This window comes from Vreelandella sp. L-15 (assembly GCF_056857635.1).
This window is the reverse complement of the sequence record NZ_JBSXNN010000046.1, coordinates 1-22200: the sequence shown is the minus strand read 5'-3', so window position 1 is coordinate 22200 and position 22200 is coordinate 1. Positions and strand designations below refer to the sequence as shown.

Below are 22200 nucleotides of genomic sequence, written 5' to 3'. Positions count from 1 at the left end.
AAAGCGTCTACGACGCTGGCTGGTCACAACTGAAAACGATGCTGGAATATAAATGCGCTCACGCAGGCATCGTCTTCAAGGTCGTTCGCGAAACCAACACCACCCGCGCCTGTTCGTCGTGCGGCTCGCTTAGCGGGCCGCCGGGCGTCAACGGGTTGCGAGTAAGGGGCTGGGAGTGCGTGGAGTGTGGTGTACTCCACGACCGGGACGTGAATGCGGCCCGGAATATCCTCAGTCTCGGGGCAGGACGTTGCCCTCAAGAAGTTGGAATCCCCGTCCTTTAGGCGGGGAGGACGTCAAGTCTCTGCCACCTTTGTCGTACTAGCATGTTACATTACGCTCAAACGCCGACAACGCCCAGCGTTGCTGCATTGCAACAGCAATTGACATAAAAAGAGAGTGCCTATGTCTACGACGAGTAAACGCCCCCTGTACATTCCTTACGCCGGTCCTTCGCTGCTTGAAATGCCGCTATTGAACAAAGGCAGCGCGTTTACTCAGGAGGAGCGGCTAGCGTTTAACCTGATAGGCTTGTTGCCACAAAAAGTCGAAACCATTGATGATCAGCTTGAGCGTGTTTACCGCCAGTACCAGCAGTGCCATAGCGATTTAGAGCGCCATATTCACCTTCGTGCCATTCAGGATGACAACGAAACGCTCTATTTCCGTCTCGTCTCTGAGCATCTGGAAGAGATGCTGCCGATTATCTACACGCCGACGGTTGGCCAGGCGTGCCAGGAGTTCTCCAATATCTACCGCAATCACCGGGGGCTGTTTATCAGCTACCCGGACCGCGAGCATATGGACGATATCCTGCGTAGCGCCACCAAAGATAACGTGAAAGTGATCGTGGTGACCGATGGCGAGCGGATTCTCGGCCTTGGTGACCAGGGTATCGGTGGCATGGGCATTCCTATCGGTAAGCTGGCGCTCTACACCGCTTGCGGCGGGATTAGCCCAGCCTATACGCTGCCGATCATGATCGACGTAGGCACCAATAACCAAGCGCTGCTGGATGACCCGATGTACATGGGCTGGCGCCATGAACGGGTAGGCCAGGAAGAGTACGATGCCTTTATGGCGGAGTTTATTGCTGCCGTGAAGCGCCGCTGGCCGAACGTGCTGCTGCAGTTTGAAGATTTTGCCCAGGCCAACGCCGTGCCGCTGTTGGAGCGCTACCGTAACGAACTGTGCTGCTTCAACGATGACGTGCAGGGCACGGCCTCTGTGGTGGTAGGTACGCTGATGGCGGCCTGCCAGGCCCGCGAAGAAACCATTGCCCAGCAGCGCGTGGTGTTTGTTGGCGGTGGCTCTGCCGGTTGCGGTATTGCCGAGCAGGTCGTGGTCGCCATGGAGGCGGAAGGCCTGACCGAAGCGGAAGCGCGGGCGCGCATCTTTATCGTCGACCGTGACGGTTTGATGACCACGGATCAAACGTGGCAGCGGGATTTCCAGCGCCGTTTGGCCCATGACTCTTCGCTAGTGGCGGAGTGGAACGGCCAGGGCTTGGAAGAGACCATTGCCCAAATCAAACCGACGATCTTGATTGGCGTATGTGGCCAGCGCGGTATCTTCACCGAGCAGGTGGTACGTACCATGCACGCAGGCTGCGAACATCCGGTGATTATGCCGCTCTCGAACCCGACCTCCCAGGCGGAAGCGGTGCCAGAGGATGTGATTCGTTGGACCGATGGCCAAGCGCTGGTAGCCACCGGTAGCCCGTTCGCACCGGTGGTCTATAACGGCCGCACCTATCCGATTGCCCAGTGCAACAACGCCTACATCTTCCCAGGCATCGGTTTAGGTGTGATTGCGGCCAACGCCAACCGCGTGACCGATGAGATGCTGATGAGCGCCTCGCGGGCGCTGGCCCGCGAAGCGCCGCTAGTGAAAGAGGGCAAAGGTGCGCTGCTGCCACCTCTATCGCGTATTCGCGATATCAGCAAGTCGATTGCTTTTGAGGTGGCCGCACAAGCCCAGCAGAACGGCGTTGCGTTGAAAACCAGTGGTACAGCGCTGCGCGAGCGTATCGAAAAAGCTTGCTGGTCGCCGGAGTACCGCTTCTATCGTCGTCGCGCCTTCTAAACAGGCGCGCTGGCAAAAAAAGCCCCCACCGAGGTGGGGGCTATGCAAGCATTGGAAGGTCGTACCTCTAGGCAGCGCCGATCATCTTGCGCAGCACGTAGTGAAGGATACCACCGTGGCGGTAGTACGCCAGCTCATTGGCGGTATCAATTCGGCACTTGGCATCAACGGTACGTTCCCCGTCGCTATTTTTAATCACGACTTGAACGGTGCCGCCGGGGCTTAAGTCGTTCAAACCAGCAATCGAGATCTCCTCATCCCCTGTTAATCCCAGGCTTTCACGGCTTTCGCCTTCCGGGAACTGTAGCGGTACCACGCCCATACCGATCAGGTTAGAGCGGTGGATACGCTCGAAGGATTCGGCAATGACTGCGCGCACGCCTAGCAAACGGGTGCCTTTGGCAGCCCAATCCCGCGAGGAGCCGGTGCCGTACTCCTTACCAGCAATCACCACCAGCGGCGTGCCTTCCTCTTTATATTTCATGGCGGCATCGTAAATCGCCATCTGCTCGCCGCTCGGCACGTGGCGGGTTTCGCCGCCTACCACGCCGTCGAGCATCTCGTTTTTGATGCGCACGTTGGCGAAGGTGCCGCGCATCATCACTTCATGGTTACCCCGGCGGGAGCCGTAGGAGTTGAAGTCGATCGGCTTCACGCCGTGCTCTTGCAGGTAGCGCCCGGCGGGGCTATCCGGCTTGATAGAGCCAGCAGGCGAGATATGGTCGGTGGTGACGGAGTCACCCAGTATCGCCAGTATGCGGGCGTTCTTCACGTCCTCGATGGCGTCTGGCTCCCGCTGCATGCCTTCAAAGAAGGGCGGGTGCTGAATATAGGTCGATTCCGGCCACTCGTAGACCTTACCCTCCGGCACTTTGATGGCTTTCCACGTCTCATCGCCTTCGAAGACGGCACCGTACTCCTTGCGGAACATCTCGGTGTTCACCTTCTCGACGGCACTGGCGATATCGGCCTGCGAAGGCCAGATGTCTTTCAGGTAAACCGGGTTGCCGTCGCTATCCTGGCCGAGCGGGTCGGTGGTTAGGTTGCACTGCACGTTGCCTGCCAAAGCATAGGCAACCACCAGGGGCGGTGACGCCAGCCAGTTGGTTTTCACCAGCGGATGCACTCGGCCTTCGAAGTTACGGTTGCCAGAGAGCACCGAGGCTACGGTGAGATCGCCGTTGTTGATGGCTTTTTCGATCTCTTCCGGCAGCGGGCCTGAGTTACCGATACAGGTGGTGCAGCCGTAGCCCACGAGGTTGAAGCCTAGGGCGTCTAGGTCATCGTTAAGATTGGCGGCGGCGAGATAGTCGGTGACGACTTTAGAGCCGGGGGCCAACGATGTTTTTACCCAAGGCTTGGTGGTCAAGCCTTTTTCGCGGGCGTTGCGGGCCAGCAGGCCTGCCGCCATCATTACGCTGGGGTTGGAGGTGTTGGTGCACGAAGTAATGGCGGCGATGACTACCGCGCCGGGGTCAAGGCTGAAGTCCTGCTCGCCCATGGTGACGGACTGGCTATCACTGTGTTTGAAGTCGTGCTCGTAGCTACGCTCAATACCCACCGCTGTTTGGCCACCTTCCGAAGCAAGTTTGCCCTTCTCGGTGGTGGGGAGTGCTTTGCCGTCCTCTTCCATGACTTTGTTAAAGGCGCTGGCCATATCTTTCAGGGCAACGCGGTCCTGCGGGCGTTTGGGGCCTGCAAGGCTTGCTTCTACCTCGTTCATATCCAAGCTGAGTGTGTCAGTGAACACCGGCTCGTCACCCGGCTCACGCCACAGGCCTTGGGCTTTGCTGTAAGCCTCAACCAACGCGATCTGGCTATCTTCACGACCGGTTAAGCGTAGGTAGTTGAGCGTTTCGTCATCCACCGGGAAGAAGCCGCAGGTGGCGCCGTATTCCGGGGCCATGTTGGCAATGGTGGCGCGGTCCGCCAGCGGCAGGTCTTTCAGGCCATCGCCGTAAAACTCGACGAACTTACCTACCACGCCTTTTTTGCGCAGCATTTCGGTGACGGTCAGCACGAGGTCGGTGGCGGTAATGCCTTCCTGCAGCTTGCCAGTCAGCTTGAAGCCAATCACCTCGGGAATCAGCATGGAAACCGGCTGACCCAGCATGGCGGCCTCGGCTTCGATACCGCCCACGCCCCAGCCCAGTACGCCGAGGCCGTTAATCATGGTGGTGTGGGAGTCGGTGCCTACCAGCGTGTCGGGATAGGCAAAGGTTTTGCCATCTTCCTCTTTGGTCCATACCGTGCGGCCCAGGTACTCTAGGTTCACCTGGTGGCAAATACCGGTTCCGGGCGGTACAACGCTGAAGTTATCAAAGGCTTTCTGGCCCCAGCGCAGGAATTCGTAGCGTTCGCCGTTGCGCTGCATTTCGATATCGACGTTTTCTTGGAACGCCGTCGGATGACCGAACTTATCGACCATCACCGAGTGGTCGATCACCAAGTCCACTGGAGAGAGCGGGTTGATACGGGCGGGATCCTCGCCCAGTTTTTCCACCGCCGCGCGCATGGAGGCGAGGTCGACCACGCCAGGCACACCGGTAAAGTCTTGCATCAATACCCGCGCTGGCCGGTAGCCTATTTCACGGCTGGATTTACCCTCTTTCTGCCAATCTACCAGGGCCTGCATGTCTTCCTGGTCGACGCTTTCATCGTCAGCGAAGCGTAGCTGGTTTTCGAGCAGGATTTTGAGCGTCTTGGGTAGCCGGTCGATATTGCCAAGGGCTTCAGCGGCTTTGGGCAGGCTGTAATAGTGGTACGTCTGGTTGCCTACCTCTAACGTATGCTGCGTATCGGGTATTTTGCTCATGGCTTTCTCCTCTGATTGCTTGGCGTTACGCGACGGTCACTCTTTTCTTGGTATGGCGAATCAATAGTATGGCTTATTAATAGCACATGGGTGTTTCACCATAGAGTTTCAAGGCATCTTTGCCTAATAGCGTAGACTAACCCTTGTAATAGCTTGTACTTGGCGCCATTTCAGGCAGACTCTCTTGCAACGTTATTTGCTCAATATTGTGACAAAGGTGGTGTCATGGAAACGCGTCATGAACGTTTGATTATTCTTGGTTCCGGCCCTGCAGGGTATACCGCAGCGGTGTATGCAGCACGGGCTAACTTAAAGCCGCTGCTGATTACCGGTATGCAGGCAGGTGGCCAATTGACCACTACAACCGATGTAGACAACTGGCCCGGCGATGCCGAAGGCGTCCAAGGCCCCGAGCTGATGGAGCGTATGAAGCAGCATGCCGAGCGGTTTAATACCGAAGTGCTGTTTGATCATATCAATGAAGTCAGCTTAGGTGAAAAGCCGTACACTTTAAAAGGCGATAGCGGTACTTATACCTGCGATGCGCTGATCATTGCGACCGGTGCCAGCGCACGCTACTTGGGGCTGCCCACTGAGCAGCAGTTTATGGGTCAGGGTGTTTCTGCCTGCGCCACTTGCGATGGCTTTTTCTATCGCAACCAGGAAGTGATTGTTGTAGGCGGGGGCAACACCGCCGTGGAAGAAGCGCTGTACCTTTCCAATATCGCTTCTAAGGTGACGCTGGTACACCGCCGCGATACCCTACGCGCCGAAAAAATTCTGCAAGACAAACTCTTCGAGAAAGCCGAGGCGGGCAAGATTGCTTTGGAATGGTTCTACGAAGTAGAGGAAGTGCTGGGCGACAACACCGGCGTGACCGGCGTGCGGGTGAAATCTACCAAAGATGGCTCCACCAAAGAGATCCATGCGCCGGGGCTGTTTATTGCCATCGGCCATAGCCCCAACACCGGCATCTTTGAAGGCCAGCTGGAAATGAACGGCGGCTATATCAAAGTGAAATCGGGCAGTGAAGGCAACGCAACGGCGACCAGCGTGCCGGGTGTATTTGCCTGTGGCGATGTGATGGATCATATCTATCGCCAGGCGATTACCTCAGCAGGCAGCGGCTGCATGGCGGCGCTGGATGCTGAACGCTATTTAGACGGTATTTCGTAATTAGGCGCCTGTTTGCTTTAGAGGGAGCCCATTAGTTAGAACAGCTAATGGGATCTCAATCTATCCGTGCTCTGCCTGCTGGGCTAAGCACAAGGCTCTGACAGGATGCTTGAGCTTGGTCATTGGTGGGGCAAACAGTATACGTACCTTGAGAACCTTTAATGCTGCCTAAAGAGGTATATCTCACTGTTGGTGCACCGCTTTTAGTTACGATAGTACCTGCTGTGGACGCGAACACTCTAATAACTTCATTGACTTGATCTTCTAGCCTTTTATCTCCCTTTACGACCATGATGGGGCCATTCCAGTCACCGGTACAGGCCGTTCTGCCTTCATTGGCAGGGCAAACCGTCACGTCACTGCGCTGTGTAATCGCCGTATTGCGCGCCAGCGTTAGCGCTGTTTGTAAGCGATTTACTTCGCTGGCGACCGCCGAACGCTCTCCCAATGCTTGAAAGCTGGGAAGCCCCCAGGCCGCCAGCATGCCCATTAAGGCGAGTGCCACCAGCAACTCAAGCAGTGTAAAGCCCGTGTTGTGTCGCCTAGCGATGTGGTGAGGCTGTGCCATAGTCTCTCTCAGTAGCTTGACCTGTTGAAACGCATCACTATGCTCATTCTCTTTATGCCGCCAATGCGCTGGTACTCTGTTAGCGGCTCTTTTAGCGACTCTATTAGCAATAGTGGGCAATGTTTGTGAGCGATTTCTTAATTATAGGCGGTGGTGTTATTGGCATGATGACCGCGCTGCAACTGGCAGATGCAGGTCAGAATATCACGCTGGTGGAGCGTGGGGCATGCGGGAGAGAGGCTTCCTGGGCAGGTGGCGGTATTGTGTCGCCGCTCTACCCATGGCGGTATGGCGAGCCAGTATCGCAACTTTCCCGCTGGTCGGAGGGTGTCTATCCGACGCTGGCACTGCGCCTGCTGGAAGAGACCGGCATCGACCCGGAGTATCGCCAAAAGGGCTTGCTCTACTTAAACGTGGATGACGATGATGCGGCACTGCACTGGGCACGCCAGTTAGGCAAACCGTTGGAGCGGGTAGATGCCGCTTTTGTGCATCAAAAAGAGCCAGAGGCAGCCGCACCGGGAGGCAGTGCGCTCTGGATGCCCACTCTGGGCAGCGTGCGCAACCCGCGCTTGGGCCAAGCGCTACGGGCGCGCTTAGCCGCTATGCCCAACGTCACACTCATAGAGCAGTGCAGCGTGCAGGGGTTTATTCAGCGCCAAGGCCGCGTGGTGGGTGTTGATACCAACCAAGGCGAGCAGCTGGCCGAGCAGTTGGTGGTATGCGGCGGTGCTTGGGCGGCCCAGTTGCTAGAGGGTTTGAACGTGCGCCTGCCGGTGCGCCCCGTCAAAGGGCAGATGATTGCTTATCAAGCGCCCCCAGGGTTAGTGCAACGTGTCGTGCTAAAGGATGGTCGCTATGTGATTCCCCGTAGCGACGGGCTGCTGCTGGTAGGTTCGACCCTGGAAGAGGCGGGCTTCGATAAAGCCACTGATGAAGAGGCGTTGGCCTCGCTCAAGCGGAGCGCGGAGAATATTATCCCCGCGCTGGCAGATTGCCCCGTAGCGCACCACTGGGCGGGCCTGCGCCCTGGCTCGCCGGAAGGCATTCCTTTTATTGGCGCACTGCCCGATTTTCCGAATGTGTTTGTCAATGCAGGCCACTACCGTAACGGCTTAGTGCTAGCGCCTGCATCGACACACTTACTAGCGGATCAGCTGCTTGGGCGTAAGCCGCTGATGGATCCTACGCCTTATCAGCCAACGGCTGCGCGTTTGGCGTAAAGGCGGGGAGGCTTAGCGATTGCTGTTGTCTTCCTGCTCCTGCAAAAAACGGTCACGGTGCGCGCTACAGCAGAACCACTGTTCCGCATCGCGCAGCGCCTCGTTTTCCGGTACGTGGACATCACACCAGCGGCAGCGCACCATTTTGCCGCCCTCATGGCGGGGAGGCGTTTGCTGCTGGTGGCTCAGTTTATGTTGGCGGTAAATACCGTACAGCTTTAGGCCTGCATACAGCAGCACGGCAAAAATAATCAACCGAATGATCAATAGATTCATCCTCAATGGCTCCCCAAGTGGGAAAGGCGGTTACAAGGCGTGACTGGCGGCAAGACTTTCGTTGCTTTCAGCCCTCTTAGTGCTGTGTGGCCTTTGCCACTTGGCATGCCTTGCGGGACAATGCATCTACTATATAGATGCCACCGTATTCCGAAGATTCTCAAGAGATTTTAACGCCCATGCAAGACTTAACGCTGGTAATGGCCCAACTCGACCCCCTGGTGGGAGATATTCCCGGCAATGCCGCGCGTGCCATTGAGGCTGTGCGAGAAGCGAGGATTGAGCATGGGGCGGATATTGTTGTCTTCCCTGAGCTTTTTTTATCCGGCTACCCGCCGGAAGATTTGCTGCTGCGCCCCTCCATGGAAACCCGCCTGCGTGAAGCGCGGGCTAAAATGGCCGAAAAAATCTCCCGCGATGTGCTGGTGATTATTGGCTACCCCGGCGTGCGTGAAGGCAAGTGCTACAACCTGGCGGGTGTGCTGTACAACGGCCAGTGGGAGGCAGAATACGCCAAGCAGGCGCTGCCCAACTACCAAGTGTTTGACGAGCAGCGCTACTTTACCCCCGGCACTGAGCCGCTGGTGTACGAACATAAAGGCGCCAAGCTTGGCCTGCTGATTTGTGAAGATTTATGGGAGGGCGCGCCGGTAAAAGCGGCCCATGAAGCGGGCGCCGAAGTGCTGATCAGCCTTAACGCCTCGCCCTACCACCAGGATAAGCCCGCCGAGCGGCTGCGCCTTTTAGAGCAGCGTGCCCAAGAAGTGCAGCGGCCGATTGTTTACGTCAACACCATCGGCGGCCAGGATGAGCTGGTGTTTGATGGTGGTTCTAGCTGTGTGGATGCCAGTGGGCAGTTAAAGGTGCTGGCACCCTATTGGCAGGCGGGCTTGATGCCCATCCAGTTGCTGCAAACCAGCGCGGATACCTGGGAGCCCCAAGCGGGAGAGATTGAACCCGACGTCGAGCCGGAAGAGAGCCTCTACTGCGCGTTGGTGACCGGCCTGCGCGACTACGTCAATAAAAGCGGGTTCAAGGGCGTCGTGTTGGGGCTTTCTGGTGGGATAGATTCTGCTCTCTCGCTGGCCATTGCGGTGGATGCGTTGGGGCCGCAGCGGGTGCAGGCGGTGATGATGCCTTACCACTACACGGCGGATATCTCCAAACAGGACGCCGCCGAGCAGGCGAACCTGCTGGGGGTGCACTATGACGTGATGCCCATCGAGCCGATGGTGGAAGCCTTTATGGGCACCTTGGCGGAAAGCTTTGCTGGCACTGAGCGGGACACTACCGAAGAGAACCTGCAGTCGCGCTGTCGTGGTGTGCTGTTAATGGCCATTTCCAATAAGAAAGGCCTGATGGTGCTGACTACCGGTAACAAGAGCGAAATGGCAGTGGGTTACGCTACCCTGTATGGCGATATGGTGGGCGGCTACAACGCTATTAAGGATGTGTATAAAACTTGGGTTTATCGCTTAGCCCGCTGGCGCAATACTCAGTCTCCGGCGATTCCCGAGCGGGTCATTGAGCGCCCGCCTAGCGCTGAGCTCGCCCCTGATCAGCAGGATAGCGACTCGCTACCCGACTACGATGTGCTGGACGCCATTTTGGTCCGCTACATCGAAGGGGATATGAGCGCCGAGTCGATTATTGCGGCAGGCTTTGAGGAAGAGGATGTCTATAAAGTCGTCAAGCTGGTGGATCGCTGCGAATACAAGCGTCGCCAGGCCCCTGTTGGAGTGCGGGTCACGCCGCGTGGTTTCGGGCGTGACCGTCGCTACCCCATTGTGAATGGCTGGCAGCCTGGGGATTAATGTAAGCGCTCACTGGCTTAAGACAGTACCGGAGGAAGGGCCAAACTTTTCCAATCACGGTGCTTTCGGTTAGCTCAAGCTTCAGCTTGTGGGGCGAGGCACCGCTTAGGCTTTGATAAGTTTTTGTTAAATAAGTTTTATTAGGCATGAACGCAATAAAACCACGCCGAAGCGTGGTTTTATTGATGCATGGGGTGTACAGCTTAAACGTGGCGGCCGCTAGTGGCCTGATTCAACGCTTAATCGCTGTTGCCATGTTTGGGCGTAAAGCGGCCGTTTTGAAGCTGCTCGTGATCCGGCGCGTTTTCGCGCAATACAGTGAGCACCTCGCGGGCGCGGTCGTCCATGCCTAAGCCTTGATAGCCCTCCACCATCGTGGCTAGCGCATCACGGGTGGCGCTGGACTCTGGGTAATTTTCGATGACCCAGCGGCCCCGCTCAACGGCGGCCAAGAAAGCACCGCGGCGCAGGTAGTAGTCAGCCACATGCAGTTCATGGCGGGCTAATAGCTCACGCAGATAAACAATGCGTTGCTGGGCATCCGGCGCATATTGGCTCTGTGGGAAGCGCTGAATCAGCTCGCGGAAATCGTTGTAGGCATCCCGCGAGGCGCCCAGGTCACGCTTGGAAATATCAATCAGGCGCAAGCGCTCCAGACTAAAGCGGCCCGCCTGCCAAGCGGCTAGCCCGCGGAGGTAATAGGCATAGTCGACCTGAGGATGATCGGGATGTAAACGAATGAAGCGGCTGGCAGCCGCCCGCGCCTCTTCCCAGTTGCTGTTTTCGTAGTAGGCGTAAATCAGTTCGAGCTGAGCCTGTTCGGCGTGAGGGCCAAACGGATAACGGGTATCCAGCGCTTCAAGGCGCTCGATAGCAATCGGGAAGCGGTTGCTATCGAGCGCGGTGCGTGCCAGCTCATATAGCTCGCGCTCTTGGACCCCCGCAAACTCGTCTTCCTCTTCCGGGGTCGTGTCGTTGCTGGCGCAGCCTGCGAGAAGGGCAAGGCTCAAGGCTAGGGCGCCAAAGCGGTGGGCAGCGGAAAAAACGCGCATCATCATCCTCGTTGCAAACAAGCCTCAATCACCGAAAAGCGACGATGGCCATAAGTAGAAATGGTAGAATAGGTCGCAGTTAGCCCACTATAAAACACCTAGACGCAAAACGCAGGCTTAGCGATACGTTAAGCGTATTATGTGACGTAGGTAGTTGGGCGGTTAGCGTCTTAGAGAGGTTATTCATGTCTCGTATTGTTGAAGCCACGCAGCGGGTGCCCGCATCATTAGCTGGTGCACGCTTGGACCAAGCGGCGGCGGAGTTGTTCAGCGATTACTCCCGCGAGCGCTTGAAAGCGTGGATCAACGCCGGTGAGCTCACCGTCGATGGGGTCAAAGTAAAACCCAAAGCCAAGCTGCACGGCCATGAAGTGCTGGCGCTCAACGCGACCATTGAAGAGGATACGCGTTTTGAGCCCCAGGACATTGCGTTGGATATCGTCTATGAAGACGAGGCCGTGATTGTTATTAATAAGGCGGCAGGTATGGTCGTTCATCCGGCCGCGGGTAACCCAGATGGCACTCTGTTAAACGCTCTTCTGCATCATCATCCGGCACTGGCGGAGGTGCCGCGCGCGGGGATCGTCCACCGTTTGGATAAAGATACTACCGGGCTGATGATGGTCGCCAAAACCCTGCCAGCCCAAACAGTCCTGGTGGAGCAACTTCAGGCGCGTACCGTTTCGCGTCAATACGATGCGGTGGTGATTGGCAAACCCGTGGCGGGCAGCACCATTGATGCGCCGATTGGTCGGCACCCGAAAGACCGTAAACGCCAAGCGGTCACGGCGTCCGGCAAACCCGCCGTGACTCATTTTCGCGTGGTAGAGCGCTTTCGTGCTCACACCCACGTACGCTGCCAGCTAGAAACCGGTCGCACCCACCAAATCCGCGTGCATATGGCCCACGCCCGCTATCCGCTGATTGGCGACCCGCTCTACAGTGGCCGTGCCAAACTTCCGCCGGGGGCTGCCGGGCCGTTAAAAGAGATTTTGCGCGAGTTTCCTCGCCAAGCGCTGCATGCTCGCAAACTGAGCTTTGTGCACCCCGTCAGTGGCGAAACCCTCACTTTTCAAGCCGATCTGCCCGATGATCTACTAATGTTATTGGACTACCTGCGCGAAGATAGCGAGACCATGCGATGAGCGATGCCATTGACCTGCGCCCGACGCTACTGCTACCGGATTGGCCCGCGCCCGCCAACGTGCGAGCTTTTGTGACCACGCGTGAAACGGGGCCGAGTCAGAATAATTTTGCGGCGTTCAATCCGGCCGCTCACGTTGGGGACAATGCCGATCATGTTGCACTGTGCCGACGGTTGCTACACAAAGAGATCGGCGATGAACGCCCGCTGCTGTGGCTAAACCAAACCCACGGTGCGCGGGTGCAGCAGGAGTATCAGAGTGACACGCCGGAAGCGGATGCCGCTCTTGCCAGCAGCAGCGAGTACGCTTGTGTCGTTCTCACCGCAGACTGTTTGCCGGTGCTGCTCTGCAACCGACAAGGCACCCAGGTGGCGGTTGCTCATGCGGGTTGGCGTGGCCTAGCCGGTGGCGTGCTGGAAGCTACGGTGGCCGCGATGAACTGCGACCCGGACGACATTCTGGTATGGCTAGGCCCGGCGATTTCTAACGCGCAGTTTGAAGTGGGCCCGGAAGTGTACGGCGCTTTTGTCGCGGTACATCCTGATACCGCCGATGCTTTTGATCACAGCCCTTATCGGCTTGGCCACTATATGGCTGATTTGTATCGGCTAGCGCGCTTTCGCCTAGAGGCATTAGGCATTCACCACATTAGCGGCGGGCACTTCTGTACCGCCTGTGAGTCGCGCTTTTACTCCTACCGCCGTGACAACGGCAATACCGGTCGCATGGCAAGCGTGATCTGGATCAAATAAGGGTCACTTGAAATAGGAGGATATGACGCCATTTAACTTGTCAAGCTAATCGACTTTAGCACGTTCAACGACAGGTTATCGGGAAGCGCCGTGGGGCCAAACGCACGGCATCCCCAGGAGGCATACCATGCGATTCGATAAATTCACCGCCAAATTACAGGCCGCCATTGCTGAGGCGCAATCCCTCGCTGTGGGCCAAGGCCACAACCAGTTAGATCCCGCGCATCTGCTGCTGGCGCTGATTGATACCAAAGAAACCGGCATCAAAGCGCTGATCGAGAAAGCCGACGGCAGCAGTTCACGCCTGCGCGACGGTCTGCAGCGCCTAGTGGATGACCTACCCAAAGTCAGCCAATTCGATGGCGAAGTGCAGCCATCGCGTGACTTCGTCAAACTGATCAATCTCACCGACCGCGAAGCGCAAAAGCGCGGCGATCAATTCATCGCCTCCGAGCTGGTGCTGCTGGCGGCGCTGGAGATGAACGGTGCCATCACCAAACTGCTCAAAGAGGCCGGGCTGACGCGCAAAAGTCTCGAGGCGGCCATCGACAGCCTGCGTGGCGGCTCCCGCGTTGATGACCCCAACGCCGAAGATCAGCGTGAAGCGCTGAACAAGTACACGTTGGACCTCACCCAGCGCGCGCTGGACGGCAAGCTCGACCCTGTCATCGGTCGCGATGACGAAATCCGCCGTACGATTCAGGTGTTGCAGCGTCGCACCAAGAACAACCCGGTGCTGATTGGCGAACCTGGTGTAGGTAAAACCGCCATCGTCGAGGGCTTGGCCCAGCGCATCGTCAACGGTGAAGTACCCGAAGGTTTGAAAGAGAAGCGCGTGCTGTCGTTGGATATGGGCGCGCTGCTCGCCGGAGCCAAGTTTCGCGGTGAGTTCGAAGAGCGCCTGAAAGCCGTGCTTAAGGAGCTCTCCCAGGAAGAAGGCCGGGTGATCCTGTTCATCGACGAGCTGCATACCATGGTGGGTGCAGGCAAGGCGGAAGGCGCCATGGACGCTGGCAACATGCTCAAGCCGGCGTTGGCCCGAGGCGAGCTGCACTGTGTCGGGGCCACCACGCTGGATGAGTACCGTCAGTACATCGAAAAAGACGCGGCCCTGGAGCGGCGCTTCCAGAAAGTGCTGGTGGACGAGCCCTCGGAAGCGGATACCGTGGCCATTCTGCGTGGCCTGAAAGAGCGCTATGAGGTGCACCACGGCGTCGATATTACCGACTCTGCGATCATCGCAGCGGCCAAGCTCTCGACGCGCTATATCACCGACCGCCAGTTGCCGGATAAGGCCATCGACCTGATCGATGAAGCCGCCTCGCGGATTCGTATGGAGCTGGACTCCAAGCCTGAAGAGATGGATCGCCTTGATCGTCGTTTGATCCAGCTCAAGATGGAGCGTGAAGCGCTTAAGAAAGAGACCGACGAAGCGACCAAAAAACGCTTGGAAGCGCTCAATCAGCAGATTCACGATTTAGAGCGTGAATACGCTGACCTGGATGAGATCTGGAAGGCGGAAAAAGCCAGCATTCAAGGCGCCGCGCAGTTCAAAGCGGAGCTCGAGCAAGCGCGTATCGACCTTGAGCAGGCGCGTCGTCAGGGTGATTTGGGCCGCATGTCGGAAATCCAGTACGGCAAGATTCCCGAGCTGGAGAAAAAGATCAGCGAAGCAGGAGAAGGCGAAGCCGATACTGCCAGCCATCAGCTGTTGCGCTCCAATGTCACGGAAGAGGAAATCGCAGAGGTGGTCTCGCGCTGGACGGGCATTCCTGTCTCTAAAATGCTGGAAGGCGAGCGGGATAAACTGCTGCGTATGGAAGAGGCTCTCCACGAGCGCGTCATCGGCCAGAACGAGGCGGTCGAGGCCGTCGCCAACGCGGTGCGGCGCTCGCGGGCTGGCCTTGCCGATCCCAACCGTCCTAACGGCTCGTTCCTGTTCCTCGGCCCGACCGGGGTGGGTAAAACCGAACTATGTAAGTCACTGGCAAACTTCCTGTTCGATACGGAAGAAGCCATGGTGCGCATCGATATGTCGGAGTTTATGGAGAAGCACTCCGTGGCTCGCCTGATCGGCGCGCCTCCCGGCTACGTCGGCTATGAAGAGGGTGGCTACTTAACCGAAGCAGTGCGCCGCAAGCCCTACTCGGTGCTGCTGCTGGATGAGGTGGAAAAAGCGCACCCGGATGTGTTTAACATTCTGCTGCAAGTGCTGGAAGATGGCCGCTTAACCGATGGTCAGGGTCGTACCGTCGACTTCCGTAACACCGTGATTGTGATGACCTCCAACATGGGCTCAGACATTATTCAACGCATGGGCGGGGATGATAACGACTACGAGCTGATGAAAAACGCGGTGATGGAGGTCGTGGGTAACCACTTCCGCCCTGAATTGATCAACCGCATCGATGAAGTGGTGGTGTTTCATGCGCTAGGCCAAGAGCAGATTCAGGCCATTGCCGGTATTCAGTTAGAGCGCTTGAAGGCACGGCTTGCGGAACACGACCTGAGCCTGGAGATTAGTGACGATGCCATGGCGCAGCTAGCGGTGGTGGGTTTTGACCCTGTGTTTGGGGCGCGGCCACTCAAGCGGGCCATTCAAAGCCGCATTGAAAACCCGCTGGCTCAAAATCTGCTGGCAGGCAAGTATGCCCCAGGCGATACCATTCACATTAGCGCCAATGAAGGCGAACTAGTGTTTAGTTAATTGCGCAATGAAATAGGGCAAATGCCCCGTCAGCACCGCTGGCGGGGCATTTTTTTGCGCTTACTGCGACCTTTGTTGCGTTTGAAGGGATCGGAGGTTGACAGGCTAAGGGCGCTAATGGAATCTTGTGGGTTCCTGATTTGCGGGCGCGGAACCAACGGGCAACCCCTGATCCCCGCGCGAAGGGTAGGCTCACGCCTCTACCCGCCGAAGGACTTCCGGGCTTAGGCTAACCGCCTGACCTGGCCAACGCCCCGACACGGCAAACCGCCGTGTAAGGGAACCGCTCTTTATGGTTGCCATAAATGAGCATTCCCGATGAGAGTGCAGGCCCTAACCGGGCCATATTGCCAGGGTTTGGCATCAGGTGCCGGCATGGGCCGGCAGCGGCATACCGCCGCACTCGACCCCGCAGGATGTCCTGCGGATCGCACTCGAGACCTCCAGGGGAGAAATACAGTGGAACTGCTTTCCGGCGCAGATATGATCGCCCGCTTCTTGCAAGATGAGGGCGTCGAGTACATTTATGGTTATCCCGGTGGTGCGGCGCTGCATATTTACGATGCGCTGTTCCGCCAAGACAAAGTGAAGCACATCCTCGTGCGGCACGAACAGGCAGCCACTCACGCTGCCGACGGCTATGCCCGCGCCTCCGGCAAGCCCGGCGTGGTGCTGGTGACCTCTGGCCCCGGCGCTACCAACGCGGTGACTGGCATTGCGACCGCCTACATGGACTCCATTCCCATGGTTGTTCTGTGCGGCCAGGTCATGAGCCACTTGATTGGTGACGACGCCTTCCAGGAAACCGATATCGTCGGCGTGACGCGTCCTATCGTGAAGCACAGCTTCTCGATTCGTCACCCGTCCGAAATCCCAGAAGTGCTGAAAAAGGCCTTCTATCTGGCATCGACTGGTCGTCCTGGCCCGGTGGTAGTCGATATCCCCAAGGACATGACCGCGCCCACCGAGCGCTACGAGTACGTGTACCCGAAGAAGGTCAAACTGCGCTCCTACAATCCGGTGACCCGTGGGCATACCGGGCAGATCAAAAAAGCCGTCGAAATGATGCTGAAGGCCAAGCGCCCAGTGTTCTATACCGGTGGCGGTGTGGTAACAGGCAAGGCAAGCGAAGGCTTGACCGACTTGGTGAAGCAGCTTGGCTTCCCGATTACCACCACGCTGATGGGCATTGGCGCGTACCCGCAAAGCGACCGCCAGTGTTTGGGCTGGCTGGGTATGCACGGCTCGTATGAGTCCAATATGGCCATGCACCACGCTGACCTGATCATTGCTATTGGCGCACGTTTCGATGACCGAGTGACTAACAACACGTCGAAGTTCTGCCCAACGGCGAAGATTATTCACGTGGATGTCGACCCAAGCTCAGTATCCAAAACCGTGCGTGCAGACGTGCCGATTGTTGGCCCGGCGTCCAGCGTCATCAACGAGATGATTAGCTTGGTGCAGGGGCACTCCATTGCGCATCCAGAAGCACTGGCCGATTGGTGGCAGAAGATCGACGGTTGGCGTGCCGATCGCGAAGGAAAGCTCTACGAGCCTTCCAAGCCCGGCGAAGTGCTGAAACCGCAAGAAGTGATCGAAGCGCTGTGCCGCGTGACCCGTGGCGAAGCGTACGTCACCACGGACGTGGGTCAGCACCAGATGTTTGCGGCGCAGTACTACAAGTTCGATAAGCCGAATCGCCTGATCACCTCCGGCGGGCTAGGCACTATGGGCTTTGGTTTCCCGGCCGCCATGGGTATTAAGCAGAACTTCCCGGAAGACGATGTTGTGTGTGTCACCGGCGAGGGTAGCTTCCAGATGATGATGCAGGAGCTCTCTACCTGTAAGCAGTACGGCGTGGGCGTCAAGATCGTCAACCTGAACAACGCTTCGCTCGGCATGGTGCGCCAGTGGCAGGATTTGAACTACAAGTCTCGCCATGCGCACTCTTATATGGAGTCGCTGCCCGACTTCCATATGCTGATTGAAGCATACGGGTTCACCGCGATCACCGTGAAGACGCTAGACGAGTTGGAGCCGGCGCTTGAGCGTGCGTTTGCCAACAAGCATGAGCTGGTCTTCCTGGACGTGAAGGTCGACCCCCATGAACACGTCTATCCGATGCAGGTACCGCTGGGTGCTATGCGTGACATGCTGCTGTCTAAAACGGAGCGTACCTGATGCGTCATATCATCTCGATTCTGATGGAAAACGAACCGGGTGCGCTGTCACGTGTGGTCGGGCTGTTCTCCCAGCGTAACTTCAATATCGAAACGCTGAACGTGGCACCAACGGAAGATCCGTCGCTGTCCCGCTTAACGGTCACTACTATTGGCGACGACCGGGTGATTGAACAGATCACCAAGCACCTCAATAAGCTGATTGATGTGGTCAAGCTGGTGGATCTCACCGAAGGTAACCACATCGAGCGTGAATTGATGCTGGTGAAGGTGAAAGCGCTTGGCGCTGCCCGCGATGAAGTTAAGCGTACGGTGGATATCTTCCGTGCGCAGATCGTCGACGTGACGCCTAGCCTCTACACGGTGCAGATTACCGGCGACGCTGCAAAGCTGGATGCCTTTCTACAGGCCATGGCGCCGGTGGGTATTCTCGAAGTAGCGCGCACCGGGGTATCCGGTATTGCCCGGGGCGATAAAGTACTGTCCTTGTAAAGGTTCGCTTTACAGTAGTGCTTGTATTGCTAAAAGCCGCCCATTATTCGCTGGGCGGCTTTTTTTGTACTGTGCTTTAGTGATAAATAGTGCGTTAACGTGGATTAACCGCCGCCCAAAACGCATCAATCATCGGGTTTTTTAACCGCCGGTTCAGCACGCAGAGGCCGACATCATAGTGGGGCAGCTCCGGTTTGACGTTAAGTACCTGTACCCGTTCCGCCAGCGGGCTATTATCCAGCACGATCTTGGGGACAACGCCCACACCGAAGCCAAGCCCGACCATGCTCACAATCGCTTCGTGCCCGGCTACCTGGGCGTAAATGCGCGGTGCAATACCCATGGCTTTGAACCAGGTGTTGGCGTATTCCCTGGAGAGGCCTGCTTCCGACAAAATCATCGGCACGTGCTGCCACTGCTCTGCGGTGGAGCTTTCTGGTTGAGGCGGCAGCCACGCGTGGGGCTCGGTGGGTGCAATGAACAGCAGTGGCGAGCGGGTCAGCGACTTGAAGGCCAGCGCGCTAGGCGGAATACGCGGGCGAGGAGTAATCGCCATATCGTCTGCGCCTTCCAGCACTCGCGACATCGCATCGGCGGGGTCACCAGTATGCAGCTTTAGCTCAATGCCGGGGTGGCGTGTACGTACATCGCTGAGTAATTCATACAGAAAGCTGTAGCTCGCCGTGACCGAGCAATAAATGCTGATCTCCCCGCTGAGTTGTGCTGTGGTGGCGGCCAAGGTGCGTTTTTGGGTTTCCCACTGCTCTAGCGTCTCTTTGGCATAGTGTTGGAACGTGATGCCTTGAGGGGTTAGCGTCACGTGGCGGTTATCGCGCTCGAATAGGCGAGTGCCTAGCTCGCTCTCTACCTGTTGAATAGAGCGGCTCAGCGTCGAGGGGCTAATGTGGCAAAGCTCGCTGGCACGGCCAAAATGCAGTGTGTCGGCCAGGGTGACCACGTGTTTGAGTAGACGAAAATCCATAAAGGCTGACACCCTAAGCGTGATTTCATAATATGAAATAGTATGTTGCAAACATAGCGTTTTACGCAACGGCTGCTCTATCGTAGAGTGACCTCAACGCCGAATCCCAGTGCTGCATAAGACGGCACGGGTGGCCATCAACGCTGACCTATACGCTATAAAAATTTGATATTACCGACTTCTGGAGTCTCGCCATGCACGTTTATTACGATAAAGATTGCGACCTGTCCCTGATCCAAGCCAAAAAAGTTACCATCGTTGGCTATGGTTCGCAGGGCCATGCGCATGCTAACAACCTGAAAGAGTCTGGCGTCGATGTCACTGTCGCACTGCGCAAAGGCTCCTCTTCTGCAGCGAAAGCAGAAGCGGCTGGTTTAAAAGTGGCGAGCGTGCCGGAAGCGTGCAAAACCGCTGACGTGGTCATGATCTTGGCGCCGGATGAAAACCAAAAAGCCATCTACGAGCAGGAAGTTGAGCCGAACCTGAAAGAGGGCGCGACGCTGGCGTTCGCCCACGGCTTCAACATTCACTACAACCAGATTGAGCCGCGCAAAGACCTCGACGTGATCATGATCGCACCGAAAGCGCCGGGTCACACCGTTCGCTCTGAGTTCGTAAAAGGCGGCGGTATCCCTGATCTGATCGCTATTCATCAAGATGCGTCTGGCAGTGCTAAAGAGCTGGCGCTCTCCTACGCAGCCGGCGTTGGTGGTGGCCGCAGCGGTATTATCGAAACAACCTTCAAAGACGAAACCGAAACCGATCTGTTCGGTGAGCAGGCGGTACTGTGCGGTGGCGCAGTTGAGCTGGTAAAAGCAGGCTTTGAGACGCTGACTGAAGCAGGCTATGCGCCGGAAATGGCTTACTTCGAGTGTCTGCATGAGCTCAAGCTGATCGTCGACCTGATGTACGAAGGCGGCATCGCCAACATGAACTACTCCATCTCTAACAACGCAGAGTATGGCGAGTACGTGACTGGTCCTGAAGTGATCAACGATCAGTCTCGTGCAGCGATGCGTAACGCACTGAAGCGTATCCAGACCGGTGAGTACGCTAAAATGTTCATCCAGGAAGGCAACACTAACTATCCGTCCATGACGGCACGTCGTCGCCTGAACGCGGAACACGAAATCGAGCAGGTAGGTGCCAAGCTGCGCGGTATGATGCCGTGGATTGCTGCCAACCAGCTGGTCGATAAGTCCAAGAACTAATCGATTCACTGAGTTGCTAACGCCCCGAGGCTTTGTCTCGGGGCGTTTTTCGTTGTCTACGGCAATTGGCTGGCTGCCTGGGCGTCACCGTGTAGAATGAGAAGAGATCACTTTTCGTGTGACTTCACTTCAAATGGATGACACTTATGACCCAGGATGCTCGCGACCAAGAGCACGAAAATACGCAGCCTTCCGATATGTCGGCCAGCGGTGAATCACCCCAGCAAACATCAGGTAGTGATGATGCTGTCGGCAATGAAGACCTAGCTACCGCGTTCTTGCGGGAAACCGAGGTCGTTGAAGAGGCCGTGGAGGATGGCAAGAAGATCCGCCGTAAAGGCATCTACCTCTTGCCTAACTTATTCACTACCTCTGCACTCTTCTCTGGCTTCTTTGCGGTTGTGGCTGGGATTAACGGTGAGTTCACATCCGCAGCGGTCGCCATTTTCATTGCTATGGTGCTAGATGGCTTAGATGGCCGAGTTGCCCGGATGACCAATACTCAAAGCGAGTTTGGCGCGGAGTATGACAGTCTTGCCGATATGATCTCGTTTGGCATGGCGCCTGCACTGGTTGCCTTTACCTGGATTTTGCAAGACATCGGTAAAACCGGTTGGGTGGTCGCGTTTCTGTATGTGGCTTGTGCCGCGCTGCGCTTAGCACGCTTTAACGTACAGATTGGTAGTGTCGATAAAAAGTGGTTTATCGGTTTGCCCAGCCCGTCTGCAGCGGCGCTGGTTGCTGCCAGTGTATGGACGTTCCATAGTTTTGATGCCGATGCATTTGGTTTCAAGCTGTTGATGCTCGTCGTAGTAGGTGCGGCAGGTATTTTGATGGTCAGTAACATCCGCTACTACAGTTTTAAGGATCTGGACTTCAAAAAGCCCGTACCTTTCGTTGTGCTGTTGGCGGTAGTGCTTGGGTTCGTGATGATCTCCGTCGAGCCTTCGGTCATGCTGCTGCTGCTATTTGCGGCTTACGTCTGTTCAGGCCCTGTTCTGGCCGTTATGCGCAAAGCAAAACCCAAGCGCTGAACTTTTTTGAAACTTTTTCACATTAGCTCTTGCCAACCCGGTCGCGAATCCGTAAAGTACGCATCCGCTGCCGGGGACGCCAAGCGTTACCAGCGGTGAAGGAGGTTGAAAAACCTCTGGTTTGTCAGGAAGTTAGAGCCATCTTGTTGTCGTTTAGATCGCTCGCTTCACTCGCTAAAAAACAGCGGTTGACAAACACTACGGAATGCGTAGAATACGCCTTCCTCGCTGAGACAACACGGTTCAGGTCATCGAGCCAGCACAGCGAAACAGCTCTTTAATAATTTGATCAGGTAATTCATGTGGGCGCTTGCCGATGAGGGTGATAAATCACCAAATATCAAGGCAAGCGCACAAGAAAGATGTTCACATCTTTCAAGTTCGTTTGAACCTTGAGCCAAGTTTGATCCGCTTTTGTTGCCTTCGGGCAGCGAGTAAGGATCGCATTGATCTTAAACTGAAGAGTTTGATCATGGCTCAGATTGAACGCTGGCGGCAGGCCTAACACATGCAAGTCGAGCGGTAACAGATCTAGCTTGCTAGATGCTGACGAGCGGCGGACGGGTGAGTAATGCATAGGAATCTGCCCGATAGTGGGGGATAACCTGGGGAAACCCAGGCTAATACCGCATACGTCCTACGGGAGAAAGGGGGCTCCGGCTCCCGCTATGGGATGAGCCTATGT

Annotated in this window: 17 protein-coding genes and 1 rRNA gene; 13 read left to right on the top strand and 5 right to left on the bottom strand. The window is 56.7% G+C overall.

Annotated features, from left to right (window positions below; all coding sequences use genetic code 11):
* Both AC13CY_RS06195 and AC13CY_RS06190 read left to right on the top strand, forming a co-directional pair.
* Nucleotides 1-284 (top strand): zinc ribbon domain-containing protein (locus tag AC13CY_RS06195; protein WP_483052383.1); only part of this gene is annotated, 284 nt, incomplete at its 5' end.
* A gap of 121 nt (nucleotides 285-405) precedes the next feature.
* Nucleotides 406-2085, top strand: coding sequence for an NAD-dependent malic enzyme (locus tag AC13CY_RS06190; protein WP_058577287.1), 1680 nt, complete (start codon nucleotides 406-408; stop codon nucleotides 2083-2085).
* 67 nt (nucleotides 2086-2152) lie between these two features.
* Here AC13CY_RS06190 and acnA read toward each other — a convergent pair whose 3' ends face one another.
* Nucleotides 2153-4900: an aconitate hydratase AcnA gene (gene acnA / locus AC13CY_RS06185; protein WP_058577286.1), complete on the bottom strand. Its 2748-nt coding sequence runs from the start codon at nucleotides 4898-4900 to the stop codon at nucleotides 2153-2155.
* Nucleotides 4901-5125: 225 nt separating this feature from the next.
* On the opposite strand from acnA, the gene trxB reads away from it, so the two are divergent.
* A complete protein-coding gene (trxB, locus tag AC13CY_RS06180; RefSeq protein ID WP_054641404.1) occupies nucleotides 5126-6076 on the top strand; it encodes a thioredoxin-disulfide reductase in 951 nt (316 codons plus the stop codon).
* Between the two features lie 55 nt (nucleotides 6077-6131).
* On the opposite strand, the gene AC13CY_RS06175 is transcribed toward trxB, so the two are convergent.
* Nucleotides 6132-6644 (bottom strand): GspH/FimT family pseudopilin, encoded by a 513-nt coding sequence (locus AC13CY_RS06175; protein WP_483052382.1) that lies wholly within the window; start codon nucleotides 6642-6644, stop codon nucleotides 6132-6134.
* 125 nt (nucleotides 6645-6769) lie between these two features.
* Between AC13CY_RS06175 and thiO the strand changes: the two genes are divergently transcribed.
* The gene (gene thiO, locus AC13CY_RS06170) at nucleotides 6770-7867 is read left to right on the top strand and encodes a glycine oxidase ThiO (RefSeq protein ID WP_058577288.1); all 1098 of its coding nucleotides are present in this window, start codon (nucleotides 6770-6772) and stop codon (nucleotides 7865-7867) included.
* A gap of 12 nt (nucleotides 7868-7879) precedes the next feature.
* Here the strand turns inward: thiO and AC13CY_RS06165 are convergent, their stop codons facing one another.
* Entirely contained in the window at nucleotides 7880-8143 is a 264-nt protein-coding gene (locus AC13CY_RS06165) for a PP0621 family protein (protein WP_253557475.1), read from the bottom strand.
* 179 nt (nucleotides 8144-8322) lie between these two features.
* Between AC13CY_RS06165 and AC13CY_RS06160 the strand changes: the two genes are divergently transcribed.
* On the top strand, nucleotides 8323-9957 hold the full coding sequence (locus tag AC13CY_RS06160; protein ID WP_284453679.1) for an NAD+ synthase: 1635 nt from the start codon (nucleotides 8323-8325) through the stop codon (nucleotides 9955-9957).
* 239 nt (nucleotides 9958-10196) lie between these two features.
* On the opposite strand, the gene AC13CY_RS06155 is transcribed toward AC13CY_RS06160, so the two are convergent.
* Entirely contained in the window at nucleotides 10197-11009 is an 813-nt protein-coding gene (locus AC13CY_RS06155; protein ID WP_074211490.1) for an outer membrane protein assembly factor BamD, read from the bottom strand.
* A gap of 185 nt (nucleotides 11010-11194) precedes the next feature.
* On the opposite strand from AC13CY_RS06155, the gene rluD reads away from it, so the two are divergent.
* From rluD to ilvN, 5 genes are all read left to right on the top strand, one after another.
* Complete coding sequence (rluD, locus tag AC13CY_RS06150) at nucleotides 11195-12154, top strand: 23S rRNA pseudouridine(1911/1915/1917) synthase RluD (RefSeq protein ID WP_228219862.1); 960 nt, start codon at nucleotides 11195-11197, stop codon at nucleotides 12152-12154.
* Complete coding sequence (pgeF, locus tag AC13CY_RS06145) at nucleotides 12151-12906, top strand: peptidoglycan editing factor PgeF (protein WP_044630353.1); 756 nt, start codon at nucleotides 12151-12153, stop codon at nucleotides 12904-12906. The genes rluD and pgeF overlap by 4 nt, the downstream gene beginning before the upstream one ends.
* A 127-nt stretch (nucleotides 12907-13033) precedes the next feature.
* On the top strand, nucleotides 13034-15613 hold the full coding sequence (gene clpB / locus AC13CY_RS06140; RefSeq protein WP_273682689.1) for an ATP-dependent chaperone ClpB: 2580 nt from the start codon (nucleotides 13034-13036) through the stop codon (nucleotides 15611-15613).
* Between the two features lie 459 nt (nucleotides 15614-16072).
* A complete protein-coding gene (locus AC13CY_RS06135) occupies nucleotides 16073-17797 on the top strand; it encodes an acetolactate synthase 3 large subunit (RefSeq protein WP_062375314.1) in 1725 nt (574 codons plus the stop codon).
* Nucleotides 17797-18288, top strand: a complete 492-nt coding sequence (gene ilvN, locus AC13CY_RS06130) for an acetolactate synthase small subunit (protein ID WP_044630356.1) — start codon at nucleotides 17797-17799, stop codon at nucleotides 18286-18288. Before AC13CY_RS06135 ends, ilvN begins: the two co-directional genes overlap by 1 nt.
* A 94-nt stretch (nucleotides 18289-18382) precedes the next feature.
* On the opposite strand, the gene ilvY is transcribed toward ilvN, so the two are convergent.
* The gene (gene ilvY, locus AC13CY_RS06125) at nucleotides 18383-19270 is read right to left on the bottom strand and encodes an HTH-type transcriptional activator IlvY (RefSeq protein ID WP_044630357.1); all 888 of its coding nucleotides are present in this window, start codon (nucleotides 19268-19270) and stop codon (nucleotides 18383-18385) included.
* A 194-nt stretch (nucleotides 19271-19464) separates the two neighbouring features.
* On the opposite strand from ilvY, the gene ilvC reads away from it, so the two are divergent.
* The 3 genes from ilvC to AC13CY_RS06110 all read left to right on the top strand — a co-directional run.
* Nucleotides 19465-20481 carry a ketol-acid reductoisomerase gene (gene ilvC / locus AC13CY_RS06120; protein ID WP_044630358.1) on the top strand — a complete coding sequence of 339 codons (1017 nt, stop codon included), beginning with the start codon at nucleotides 19465-19467 and terminating at the stop codon, nucleotides 20479-20481.
* Nucleotides 20482-20678: 197 nt separating this feature from the next.
* Complete coding sequence (pssA, locus tag AC13CY_RS06115) at nucleotides 20679-21515, top strand: CDP-diacylglycerol--serine O-phosphatidyltransferase (RefSeq protein WP_483052384.1); 837 nt, start codon at nucleotides 20679-20681, stop codon at nucleotides 21513-21515.
* Nucleotides 21516-21969: 454 nt separating this feature from the next.
* A 16S ribosomal RNA gene (locus tag AC13CY_RS06110) occupies nucleotides 21970-22200 on the top strand; the annotation flags it as partial.